This window comes from Marinobacterium profundum (assembly GCF_001528745.1).
GTDB classification, from domain to species: domain Bacteria; phylum Pseudomonadota; class Gammaproteobacteria; order Pseudomonadales; family Balneatricaceae; genus Marinobacterium_A; species Marinobacterium_A profundum.
The window spans coordinates 80,985-92,284 of the sequence record NZ_BCNS01000032.1; the positions used below are offsets into that span (position 1 = coordinate 80,985).

General features: G+C 57.3%; 11 protein-coding genes. 4 read left to right on the forward strand and 7 right to left on the reverse strand.

Annotation, left to right across the window (positions count from 1 at the left end; all coding sequences use genetic code 11):
• Positions 1-24: 24 nt before the first annotated feature.
• Positions 25-612 carry a glycine zipper 2TM domain-containing protein gene (locus MPRO_RS02490; protein ID WP_067286534.1) on the reverse strand — a complete coding sequence of 196 codons (588 nt, stop codon included), beginning with the start codon at positions 610-612 and terminating at the stop codon, positions 25-27.
• Between the two features lie 210 nt (positions 613-822).
• Between MPRO_RS02490 and ilvD the strand changes: the two genes are divergently transcribed.
• The 3 genes from ilvD (at position 823) to bfr (ending at position 3,906) form a co-directional block, all read left to right on the forward strand.
• Positions 823-2,670: a dihydroxy-acid dehydratase gene (ilvD, locus tag MPRO_RS02495; RefSeq protein ID WP_067286536.1), complete on the forward strand. Its 1,848-nt coding sequence runs from the start codon at positions 823-825 to the stop codon at positions 2,668-2,670.
• A 449-nt stretch (positions 2,671-3,119) separates the two neighbouring features.
• Positions 3,120-3,314, forward strand: coding sequence for a (2Fe-2S)-binding protein (locus MPRO_RS02500; RefSeq protein ID WP_067286538.1), 195 nt, complete (start codon positions 3,120-3,122; stop codon positions 3,312-3,314).
• Positions 3,315-3,429: 115 nt separating this feature from the next.
• The gene (gene bfr, locus MPRO_RS02505; protein ID WP_067286540.1) at positions 3,430-3,906 is read left to right on the forward strand and encodes a bacterioferritin; all 477 of its coding nucleotides are present in this window, start codon (positions 3,430-3,432) and stop codon (positions 3,904-3,906) included.
• A 287-nt stretch (positions 3,907-4,193) separates the two neighbouring features.
• Here the strand turns inward: bfr and MPRO_RS02510 are convergent, their stop codons facing one another.
• The 6 genes from MPRO_RS02510 to ectA all read right to left on the reverse strand — a co-directional run bounded on the left by MPRO_RS02510 (position 4,194) and on the right by ectA (position 10,401).
• On the reverse strand, positions 4,194-5,438 hold the full coding sequence (locus MPRO_RS02510; RefSeq protein ID WP_102136254.1) for an EAL and HDOD domain-containing protein: 1,245 nt from the start codon (positions 5,436-5,438) through the stop codon (positions 4,194-4,196).
• Positions 5,439-5,692: 254 nt separating this feature from the next.
• On the reverse strand, positions 5,693-7,123 hold the full coding sequence (locus MPRO_RS02515) for an aspartate kinase (RefSeq protein WP_067286545.1): 1,431 nt from the start codon (positions 7,121-7,123) through the stop codon (positions 5,693-5,695).
• 76 nt (positions 7,124-7,199) lie between these two features.
• Positions 7,200-8,114 (reverse strand): ectoine hydroxylase, encoded by a 915-nt coding sequence (gene thpD / locus MPRO_RS02520; protein WP_067286547.1) that lies wholly within the window; start codon positions 8,112-8,114, stop codon positions 7,200-7,202.
• A 73-nt stretch (positions 8,115-8,187) separates the two neighbouring features.
• Positions 8,188-8,583 (reverse strand): ectoine synthase, encoded by a 396-nt coding sequence (locus MPRO_RS02525; RefSeq protein WP_067286549.1) that lies wholly within the window; start codon positions 8,581-8,583, stop codon positions 8,188-8,190.
• A gap of 13 nt (positions 8,584-8,596) precedes the next feature.
• The gene (gene ectB, locus MPRO_RS02530) at positions 8,597-9,874 is read right to left on the reverse strand and encodes a diaminobutyrate--2-oxoglutarate transaminase (RefSeq protein ID WP_067286551.1); all 1,278 of its coding nucleotides are present in this window, start codon (positions 9,872-9,874) and stop codon (positions 8,597-8,599) included.
• A gap of 11 nt (positions 9,875-9,885) precedes the next feature.
• Complete coding sequence (ectA, locus tag MPRO_RS02535) at positions 9,886-10,401, reverse strand: diaminobutyrate acetyltransferase (RefSeq protein WP_067286553.1); 516 nt, start codon at positions 10,399-10,401, stop codon at positions 9,886-9,888.
• A gap of 322 nt (positions 10,402-10,723) precedes the next feature.
• Between ectA and MPRO_RS02540 the strand changes: the two genes are divergently transcribed.
• A complete protein-coding gene (locus tag MPRO_RS02540) occupies positions 10,724-11,221 on the forward strand; it encodes a MarR family winged helix-turn-helix transcriptional regulator (RefSeq protein WP_067286555.1) in 498 nt (165 codons plus the stop codon).
• Positions 11,222-11,300 lie beyond the last annotated feature (79 nt).

Sequence of the window (11,300 nt, forward strand, 5' to 3'; positions counted from 1 at the left end):
CTTATTCTATGCTTGTCCGGCCCTTCAGCCATGCCTGTATGCGGGTGCCACATCCACTTTGACGCGAATGCGCTTGCCGGGATGGTCCGCCGTCGTGGTGTGATACACCTGGCCTCGATAACGGTAACTGACACGGTACCCGGTAACGGTTTCATAATACTCCAGTTCCGGTTTTACGGCACAGCGCCGTTCGGTCACCGTTTCGTAGCGCTCATGCCGCCGGTCAGCCAGCTGGTGTCCGAGGGTCGCGCCCACGGCCACACCCACAACGGTACCCACCTGATTGTGATGGCTGCCGCGGCCCAGCTCGTGACCAACGACACCGCCGAGAACACCACCCACCAGCGCAGCACCCACGCCATCACTGCGGCGATAACCATCGGCTCGAACCCGTACCTGCTCATTCCAGCAGACCTCCCGTTCGACCCTTCTGCGCTCACGCTGGATAATGGGATCAACGTCGACCACCTTGGCGTAATCGTAGCGGTCATGGTGTCCGTGGTGTCCGTGATGACGTGATTCGCGCCAGTCGTCACGGTCTTTGGAACCAGCCTGGGCCATAGGGGCCAACAGCCAGATGGCAATTAGTCCTGTACATAGTATGCGTGACATTATCTGCCTCCTTGGTCTCAGGAATGCTTTACTCTGGCACCTACTTTAGACAGAAGCGCCTGAATCCGGCATTAACTTGCCAAGCACGCATGAACACCGTATCCGGCGGCAGTACTGCACCCTAGTTGGCTTCTGTTATACTCGCCGTTTCCAAATATAAGTGTGTCGCCAGCCGCGCTGGCGCGCCGCAGCAGCCGAGGACACAAGGTCATGCCGCAATATCGTTCCAAGACCTCGACAGCCGGTCGCAACATGGCCGGCGCCCGCGCGCTCTGGCGCGCAACCGGAATGACAGACGCAGATTTCCACAAGCCGATTATTGCCATCGCCAACTCCTTCACCCAGTTCGTGCCAGGCCACGTCCACCTCAAGGACATGGGCCAGCTGGTGGCGCGTGAAATCGAGAAAGCCGGCGGTGTCGCCAAGGAATTCAACACCATCGCCGTTGATGACGGTATCGCCATGGGTCACGACGGCATGCTCTACTCGCTGCCAAGTCGCGACATCATCGCCGATTCGGTGGAATACATGGTCAATGCCCATTGCGCTGATGCGCTGGTGTGCATTTCCAACTGCGACAAGATCACACCGGGAATGCTGATGGCCGCCATGCGCCTCAATATTCCGGTGGTCTTCGTCTCCGGCGGCCCGATGGAAGCCGGCAAGACCAAACTGTCCGAGCACAAGCTGGATCTGGTCGACGCCATGGTGATTGCGGCTGACGACAGTGCCTCCGACGAGAAGGTCGCCGAGTACGAAAGATCCGCCTGCCCAACCTGCGGCTCCTGCTCCGGCATGTTCACCGCCAATTCCATGAACTGCCTGACCGAAGCCCTGGGCCTGTCCCTGCCGGGCAACGGTACCGTACTGGCGACCCATTCCGACCGCGAAGAGCTGTTCCTGCAGGCCGGTCGCACTATCGTCGAACTGTCCAAGCGCTACTACGAGCAGGATGACGAAAGTGCCCTGCCGCGCAGCATCGGCAACTTCAAGGCATTCGAAAATGCCATGACGCTGGATATCGCCATGGGCGGTTCCACCAACACCATCCTGCACCTGCTGGCCATCGCCCTTGAAGCCGAAATCGACTTCACCCTCAAGGATATCGACCGTCTGTCGCATGTGGTGCCCCAGCTGTGCAAGGTGGCGCCGAACACGCCCAAGTACCATGTCGAAGACGTGCACCGCGCCGGTGGCATCATGGCCATTCTTGGCGAGCTGGACCGTGCCGGCAAGCTGCACAGTGACATCCCCACCATCCACAGCCCCAGCATGAAAGCGGCACTGGATCAGTGGGATATCATGCGCAACCCGTCTCCCGCCGTGGTGGAATTTTTCAAGGCTGGCCCCGCCGGCATTCCGACCCAGACCGCCTTCAGCCAGTCGACTCGCTGGCCGACGCTGGACGGTGATCGCGAGAACGGCTGCATCCGCTCCATTGAACACGCTTTCTCGCTGGAAGGCGGCCTGGCCGTGCTGTACGGCAACATCGCTGAAGACGGCTGCGTGGTGAAAACTGCCGGTGTCGATGACGAGAACCTGGTGTTTGAAGGCCCGGCGCATATTACCGAGTCCCAGGACGAAGCCGTGCGCCATATACTGGAAGACCAGGTCAAACCTGGCCATGTCATGATCGTACGCTACGAAGGTCCCAAAGGTGGCCCGGGCATGCAGGAAATGCTCTACCCGACGTCGTACCTCAAGTCCAAGGGACTGGGCAAGTCCTGCGCCCTGCTGACCGACGGTCGCTTCTCCGGCGGCACCTCGGGCCTGTCCATCGGTCATGTATCCCCCGAAGCCGGTGCCGGTGGCGCCATTGGCCTGGTGGAAAACGGCGACATTATCCGTATCGACATCCCCAACCGCAGCATCGACGTAAAACTGTCGATGGAAGAACTGGCGCATCGCCGTGCGGCCATGGACAAGAAAGGCAAGGCAGGCTGGAAGCCGGCCCAGCCGCGTCCGCGCAAGGTTTCGGCTGCCCTCAAGGCCTACGCCCTGCTCGCCACCAGCGCCGACAAGGGCGCGGTACGCGACCTGTCCAAGCTGGAAGACTAGCTCTCAGGCTCTTTGCACAGTGACACTAAAGGCAGCTTCGGCTGCCTTTTTGCTTTTCAAGGTGCAAGAGCAGGGGCGAGGGGCGAGTTGCAAGGGAGCAAGAGCAGGGGCGAGGGGCGAGTTGCAAGGGAGCAAGAGCAGGCCACGTAGCCTGGAATGAGCCTCGGGCGAATTCCGGGGACTGAGCGTGCGAAGTCCGACAACCGCGAACACATCCTCGAAACTCGCTTCGCTCGTTTCCCGGAATTCGTAAACTCATTCCAGGCTACGAACTGCCCTTCGCTCCCATTCACCTTGAACCCTGCATCTTTACCAATCACCAATAACGATCTAATAGCCAAAACGTATCAAAAAACTTTCAAGTTCAGCCTGGCATTAGGCCTTGCCAAAGAAAGGGATGATAACTATTATCATTACCATTCCGTATCAAGACACTAGCGGGCCGAACCATGAAAGTCTGTATTTGCAAAAATGTCAGCGACCGCCAGATTCGCGAAGCCCTCGACCGCGGTGCCCGCACCCTGCGTGACGTTTACCGTGAACTGGGTGTCGGCTCTGAATGCGGCAAATGCATTTGCGCCACCCGCGAGATCATCGCGGAGCACCCCTTCCTGCACCTGGCAGACGAAGTAATAGCCGCCTGATTCAGCAGTCGGGAACCCAGCGCCTGCCCATTGCACTCGCATGCCCCCTCATCTTTGACAGATCCCCAGCCACCTTCAATACTGTTTGCTGTTCATCCAACGCGGAGACAGCGGCATGAAAGGCGACAAGAAAGTCCTCGAGTATCTCAACAAGGCCCTGTACAACGAACTGGTTGCCATCAATCAGTACTTCCTGCACTCACGCATGTGGAAAGACTGGGGGCTCAAGGCCCTGGCCGATCACGAATACCACGAATCCATTGATGAAATGAAACATGCCGACCGGCTGATAGAACGCATTCTGTTTCTGGAAGGCCTGCCCAACCTGCAAAATCTCGGCAAGTTGCGCATCGGTGAAGACACCGCGGAAATGCTGCAATGCGACCTGGCGCTGGAGCTGGATGCTCTGCCGGATCTGCGCGAAGGCATAAAACACTGCGAGAAGGTACAGGACTACAGCAGCCGCGAACTGCTGGAAGACATCCTGGAATCAGAAGAGGAACACATCGACTATCTGGAAACCCAGCTGGAGCTGATCAACAAGGTCGGCCTGCAGAACTATCTGCAATCCCAGATGGAAAGTGCCAGCTAGCGGAAAAGCAGATACAAGGGAGCGAAGGTACGTGGCCTTGTAGGATGCGGTGGAGCGTAGCGGAACCCATCAATCGGTGGTTCATTGTTGGGTTACGCCCCTTCGGGCCTGCACCCAACCTACCTGGTTTCTGGAATTCGCAGGCACATCCTCGAAATACGCCCGGGGCTCATTTCCCGGAATTCGTAAATCCCCCTGAAAACCGCTCCTGCGTTTTCAGGATTTCCGCCATCAATGGCGGTCATTCCAGGCTACGAACTGCCCCTCTATCCCTTTTATCTTATCTGCTAGCCTTCAGACATGGCCTGCATCACCGACTGCGCCCATAGCAGGCTGTGGCGATAAGAGACTTCGTAGTAGGACGGCTCCACCAGTTTTTTCAGCGCCGCAAACTCGCCCCGTTCGTACACTTCCACATCCTGCAGCACCTCTCCCAGCATGCCCGAGCGGGTCAGCAACGCAGCCTTGATATCCTGCTGCAGCGGCACCTGATCCATCAGTTCGCTCATCTCGATATCCAGCAGTACATCCAGCTGAGACAGCAAACCGACAATAAAGTAGTTCAGCGCATGGGGACGCCCCATGAGTTCTGCCAGCAGCTCGCACATGCGCCCACGCACCAGCATGTTGCGGGTCAGTTCATCGGGCTTGCCAGGTTCGGCCCCGGCGAGGAACAGGGTCACCCAGCGGCGAATCTGATCCAGCCCCAGCAGTGTAATGGCATGGGACAGAGACTCAATTTCGCGCCTCAGGTTGAATGCCGCCGAATTCACCACCTTAAGAATTTTGAACGTCAGGGCCGCATCATTGACTGCGATCTGCTCCAGCGTTGCCGCTGTGGTGTCAGGGTTCTGCAGTTCCGTTAGCAGCTGCAGCAGGACAACCTTGTTGCCGGATATTTTCTTGCCGCGCACCGGAATCGGCTTGCTCAGAAAATAACCCTGGTAGAGCGAAAAGCCCATTTCAAGACACTGCCTGAACTGCTCCTTGTTTTCGACCTTGTCAGCCAGCAGCTCAAGATTATAGGGTTTGAGCTTGCGAATGATATCCGGCAGCTCCTGCATACCCAGCTTGAGAATATCCAGTTTGAGTACATGTACGATAGAGAGCAGAGGTTCGAACTTCGGGTTGCTCGGATCGTAATCCGCCAACACCAGTCGATAACCGCTTTTGGCCAGCTGTTTCAAACGCTCCAGCAGCTCAGGTGTAACTTCGGTGTGACCCAGCAGCTCAAGCGCGAAGCTATCCTTGGGAAGCTCGGGGAAGTTGCTGTTCAGCAACACCTTGTCGGTGAGCTTGAGGTAGCACGGCAGAGTGCGAATTTCGCCATCGCTGCAGACACTGGAATAGGTATTAGTGATAACCGCCAGAGTCGCCGCATCGTCGGTAATCGAGCGATCGACCTCACCGGTCTTGCTGCGGAACAGCAGTTCAAACGCGACCACGTCCTGATTCTTGGTGTAAATGGGCTGCCGAGCCAGTAGCACGGGCAGTTGATCTGTGTCATTCAAGGATTTTAGCACTGCGCTCACGACTCGGCTCTCCATGTTTCACAGTCGTTTTTATAAGAAACTGCAGCAATAATGACACTAACGAGCAGCAAAATCGAATCCAGCCCCATCCTGCTATCAATCGTGCGATTCCAGTACTTGATACTGACCGCAAAACAGCAAAAACCCGGACGCGATGCCCGGGTTTTAAGTCTGCCACTAATGCGATTTCCCTGCTTTTTCAGGGTCTTGTTGTGCCTGCCACACCCGCGTTGCGCCAGTCACAGGCCAGGGCATCAGGCGGCGGAGATCACATCCTCGTAACCTTCACGCTCCACCAGCGCCCGATGCAGCACGACCACTGTCTGGGCATAATCTTCTTCCCGCACGACACACTGCATCTGCACCTGGCGGATCGACTGGTGTGCTCCCTGCACACTGATGCCGGCCTCGGCCATGGCGGACATCATGCGTGCCAGCATGCCCTTAACCTTGAGGTCCGAGCCTATCGCGGAAACGATAGCCACGTTGTGTACCGTGACCTCGGCATCCTTGTAGCGCTCTTCCACCAGCCGGGCCGCCCGATTAACCATCTTGCGCGAGCCTGACACATAGTAAGTAATGCTGTTGGCGTCCGAATCCTTGTTCACCACATAGAGCTTGAGCTGCTTGAGAAGGCGCGTCAGTTCAATGTCATAGCCAACATCGCCAAGCATCTCCTGATCGAACACTTCCAGTCCAAACACGTCCTTGCGCCCAGCGACAATCTCGACGCAGGGTCGATCGCTAACGTAGGACTGGCTAATCAGGGTGCCATCATGCTCGGGCTCAAACGCATTCTTGATGCGCAGTTCAACACCGGCACGGCGCAGCGACTTCGCTGCCTTCGGATGAATCGCCTCCATGCCGAGGTTCGATAGCTGATCGGCCACATCGTAGTTGGTGCGCCCAATAGTCACCACCTTATCGGTACCAACCAGCATCGGATCCGCACTGCTAAGGTGGTATTCCTTGTGGATAATGGCTTCGCGGGCCGAGGTCACGGTGGCGATTTCAGCGAAGGTAATCTCACTGTAGCCACGGTCATAGGTGTTCATCAGACCCGCCTTGCAATGGGTATAACCCGTGGCAACCGCCAGTTCCGTAGCGGGATCTATATCTTCGAAACCCTTGCGCACCATGTCCTCGAACTCCATGGGCGCATCCTGATGCCAGCCGGTCAAATCCACCATGCGGGCATTGACGCCGCGGCTGCGCAGCGCCAGCACCGTATTGTGGGCACTGTGCGCCTCACCGATAGCCGCCAGCATTTCACGCACCTTCATCAGATGCTCTTCAAGCTGAAAGTGGCCATAGGTGCAGAGCCGCTGCAGGCTCTGCATGCAGTCACGGGCATCGTCGATGCGCTCCTGCACAAAGTGATCAGCGGCGCAGCGCTCATAGTCGGTATTGAACAGTTCGGCGTTCTTCTGCACCATGCGGCTGCGCACGCCTTCCAGCGCATCCAGCCAGGCATCGTCGCTATGGGCGTCGGCAAAGCGAGCATAGACACCGGGTTCTCCGGTCCTCTTGTGCTCCAGCAGCAGGTTGGTCATGCCGGCGTAGGCCGAAACCACAAAGATGCGGTTATAAAGGGCGCCGTCACTGCGACCGCCCAACAGGATATTGTCCATGACTTCATCAAAGCGGCTCATGGACGTGCCACCAATTTTTTCTACTGTATGCATACTGATATGGAAAGTTCCTTGAAATTGGGTGCTATCGCAGTAACTGCGGCAGCAAAAAAAGAAGGCAGACGCGGAATCAGGTGCACTCAGTCGCGGCTATATCCAGCCGCTTCAGGGGGCCGCGGTTCGCGACAAATGTCGGGCGCGGCGGCTGGTCACAAAACGGGGCCTGCAGGCTGTTCTCGACGTGATTGAACACGAAGAACAGATTGCTGCGCGGAGCCGGCGTTATATTGCTGTTGGAACCGTGCAGCGTATTGCAGTCAAAAAACACCACGGACCCCGCTGTCCCGGTGGCGGTAGCTATACCGTAGAGGTCCACCATGCGGCTCAGGCTGGCGTCATCCGGCACCCCGAACTCCTGTCGGCGCAGCGAGTACTGGTAATGGTCTTTCGGGGTCTTGCCGACACAGCCGATGTAATGGCGATGGGAGCCCGGCACCAGCATCAGCGGCCCATTATTGCTGTCATTGTCGGTCAGCAGGATGGAGGCGCTTAGCGCACGCATGCGCGGCATGCCATCTTCCACATGCCAGGTTTCAAAATCGGAGTGCCAGTAGAACTCTTTGCCGGCAAACCCAGGTTTGAGGTTCATGCGCGACTGATGGATATACACATCACCGCCAAGGATAAAGCGCGCCAGGCCTGCCAGACGCGCATCCGATGCCAGGCGCGCAAAGAGCCCGTCATGGAAGTGAATATCGAACAAAGAGCGCAGCGCACCACTCTGGGGTTCGCGAATGGCTTTATCCGAGACCAGCACGGCCGGATCAGTGCGCAGGCGCTCAAGCTCTGCGTTCATGGCCGCCACTTCTACCGCTGAAAAGAGTTCGGGAATCACCATGTAACCGTCGCGTTCGAACTGGGCAATCAGCTCGGGCGCCAGCGGTGCCTCCGCCCTATCCTGCGTATAAACCACAGGGTCCTGACGCTCCATCCAGACAGGCTCAGCCTGCTGACGGGACGGGTACAGATCTTGACGCGAACTCATGAATTCTCCGGCAAATGAAGTGGGGTACGGCGGCCAGCACCCGGGGAAATCAGCCCCGGGCCGCTGGCGTCAATCAGGCAACGGCATCCGCTTCCAGCGGGTAAACACCGTTTTCGTCGTGCACTTCCAGCCCGTTCAGAGGCGGATTGAAGACACAGGCAAGCTTGAGCTCGGACGAGGCCCGCAGCAGATGCTCATCGTGCTGATCCAGGTTGTAGAGTGTACCTGGAGTAATCGGGTACACCTTGCCATCGGCCAGTGTTTCGATCTCGCCTTCACCGCTGATGCAGTAAACCGATTCGAAATGATTCTGATACCAGATATGCGTCTCGGTGCCCGCGTAGATGGTGGTGATGTGGAACGAGTAGCCCATGTTGTCCTGCTTCAGCAGCATGCGGGTACTTTCCCAGGTTTCAGAAACCACGCGGCGTTCGCTCTGTTCTGCTTCCTGCAATGTACGTACGATCATAAGTTCAGTCTCCTCAGGATGCGGCAGTATCGATCTGCTCAGCCATGGCGCCGGCGAAGGCACCTTCCAGAATATCCAGCGCCGTGGTGATCTGCTCATCGGTAATGGTTAGCGGGCAAAGGCATTTCACTACCTGATTCTGCGCACCACTGGTTTCGATCACCAGATTGCGGGCAAAGGAGCGACTGCAAACGCTGGCAGCGATTTCACCGTTCGAACATTCGATACCAATCATCATGCCACGACCCTTCACACGCAGTGAGTTGGGGCCCTGACGCTGCACAATAGACTGCAGACGCTCACGTATCAGTTTGGCCTTGCGCTTTACTTCCTCGGCGAAGCGGCTGTCGCTCCAGAAAGTTTCGATAGCGGCGGTCGCCGTGATAAAGGCATGGTTGTTGCCACGGAAAGTACCGTTGTGCTCACCCGGCTCCCACTGATCCAGCTCCTTGCGCAGCACCAGCACCGCCAGCGGCAGGCCATAGCCACTGAGTGACTTGGACAGCGTAACCATATCGGGCTTGATGCCCATTTCTTCAAAGCTGAAGAAGGCACCGGTACGACCACAACCTGCCTGGATATCATCCACAATCAGCAGCATGTCGTGCTTGCGGCACAGACGCTCAAGCTTGCGCATCCAGTCGGCAGAAGCCACATTCAGGCCGCCTTCGCCCTGCACGGTTTCCACAATTACCGCCGCCGGATGGTCAATGCCGCTGCTCGGATCACTCAGCAACTTGTCCATGTAGGCCAGGGTATTCATCTTGTCTCCCATATAGCCGTCAAACGGCATGCGGGTGACATCCCCCAGGGTCACACCCGCCGCCCCGCGGTGGTGCTGATTACCGGTACAGGCCAGTGCGCCTGTGGTCACACCATGGAAACCATTGGTGAAACTGATGATATTGCGACGCCCCTTCACCTTGCGGGCCAGCTTGAGCGCAGCCTCAACCGAGTTGGAACCGGTGGGGCCTGTGAACTGCACCACACAGTCCCCCATGTCACGCGGCTCCAGGATGACGCGGTTGAACACTTCCAGAAAGCTTTCCTTGGCGTCGGTGTGCATGTCCAGGCCGTGGGTCACGCCATCAGACTCGATGTAGTCAATCAGCGCCCGCTTCAGAACCGGGTTGTTGTGACCGTAGTTCAGGGTGCCGGCACCGGCGAGGAAATCGATATAGCGCTCGTCGTCGCGCCCTACCAGCTCAGCACCTTTGGCCTGCTTGAAAATCACCGGAAAAGACCGGCAATAGCTGCGAATAACGGATTCATTCTGTTCAAAAATATTCATTGTTTCTCCAATTAAGCCTGTGAGGGGATGGGCAGCGCGAAGGGGCCGGCGCGGTACAGCATTTCGTCATCATGCTGACCGGCAAAGTGGGCCTCGCTAGAAAACAGCAACTGCCTGTCCCAGGGGGCATTGAGCAGTCCAAAAACCTTGCTAAACAGGGCTTCGGACGCATCATTGCCGGGTGAAATCGTGGTTTCTATATGACGTACACCCTGGGGTGCAAGTCGCCGGACCAGCGCCAGCAGCATACGGCTGCCAAGGCCCAGTCCGCGGGCGGTTTCGTCAACCGCCACCTGCCAGACAAAGAGAGTGTCTTCCCGCCCCGGTGGGCGGTATCCCGAAATAAAGCCCAGCAGTTGCCCGTCGGGCCCCTGGGCTGCGATCGCCGTATCGGCGAAGTCGGTGCATTGCAGCAGGTTGCAATACACGGAATTGGTATCCAGCGGAGCACAGCGGGCGATCAGCTGGTGAAGCCCCTGACCATCAAGACCACTGGGTTTGCGAAACTTTATTAAATCAACTTCCATAGGGTAAATAACTTTTCGTATTACGATGCTTTTTATTATAAAACATATCCCAACCAGAACATCAACCGCAGTATGTGGCCAAAAACTAGGCAAATACAGAAAGTTACAGTATGATGTCGCGCAATCTGAATACAAAAAATAATTAGCAACACGAAATATTTTTATTGGACAGCCAGTCAACCTTGCAGAAAAGTACATAGCATTGCGAAATAGATAGCCTCACCCAGCGCAGCAGCTCAGACGGCAGTCGTTGCTTTATTGCCGGCAAGGCCGTAAAAAGACGGCAGCAGCCCCTCACCACCGATCCAGCGCCCGAGCCCACATGAGCAAAAGCCAGTCAGCCCTTGTCCTGATCCGCCAGATCATTCGTGCAACCGACCTGCACGACAAGCAACTTAGCCGGGTGAGCGGACTCACTTTGCCGCAGCTGCTGACCATGCAAACGCTGCACGAGGGCGGCTCCATGACCATTGGCCTGCTGGCGCGGGAAATGAATTTGGCCCAGGCCACGGTCACCAGCATCCTCGACCGGCTGGAAAAGAAGCAACTGGTAGGGCGCCTGCGCGACAGCCACGACAAGCGCAAGGTATGGGCCTGCCTGTCCGAGACCGGCACTCGTCTGCTGGCGGAGTCCCCCACCTCCCTGCAGGACCTGTTTATCAGCAAGTTCGAGGCCATGGAGCAGTGGGAACAGTCAATGGTCATCACCTCGCTGGAGCGGGTGGCGGGCATCATCAACGCACTGGATATAGACGCAGCACCGGTATTCGATATCGGTGACCTGGCCCGCTCCTCCATCGATGGTGAGAAACACGACTGACGGCCGCTGCCCCGCGTGGCACACCCAGCTAGGAGGCTGTCCGAGAATGCTGACCGTAGCGAGAGCCGACTGATTTGAG

What these genes read in the sequence shown, in the direction of transcription:
- MPRO_RS02490 (WP_067286534.1), bottom strand. Translation starts at nt 612, where the DNA reads ATGTCACGCATACTATGTACAGGACTAATTGCCATCTGGCTGTTGGCC.
- ilvD (WP_067286536.1), top strand. Translation starts at nt 823, where the DNA reads ATGCCGCAATATCGTTCCAAGACCTCGACAGCCGGTCGCAACATGGCC.
- MPRO_RS02500 (WP_067286538.1), top strand. Translation starts at nt 3,120, where the DNA reads ATGAAAGTCTGTATTTGCAAAAATGTCAGCGACCGCCAGATTCGCGAA.
- bfr (WP_067286540.1), top strand. Translation starts at nt 3,430, where the DNA reads ATGAAAGGCGACAAGAAAGTCCTCGAGTATCTCAACAAGGCCCTGTAC.
- MPRO_RS02515 (WP_067286545.1), bottom strand. Translation starts at nt 7,123, where the DNA reads ATGCATACAGTAGAAAAAATTGGTGGCACGTCCATGAGCCGCTTTGAT.
- thpD (WP_067286547.1), bottom strand. Translation starts at nt 8,114, where the DNA reads ATGAGTTCGCGTCAAGATCTGTACCCGTCCCGTCAGCAGGCTGAGCCT.
- MPRO_RS02525 (WP_067286549.1), bottom strand. Translation starts at nt 8,583, where the DNA reads ATGATCGTACGTACATTGCAGGAAGCAGAACAGAGCGAACGCCGCGTG.
- ectB (WP_067286551.1), bottom strand. Translation starts at nt 9,874, where the DNA reads ATGAATATTTTTGAACAGAATGAATCCGTTATTCGCAGCTATTGCCGG.
- ectA (WP_067286553.1), bottom strand. Translation starts at nt 10,401, where the DNA reads ATGGAAGTTGATTTAATAAAGTTTCGCAAACCCAGTGGTCTTGATGGT.
- MPRO_RS02540 (WP_067286555.1), top strand. Translation starts at nt 10,724, where the DNA reads ATGAGCAAAAGCCAGTCAGCCCTTGTCCTGATCCGCCAGATCATTCGT.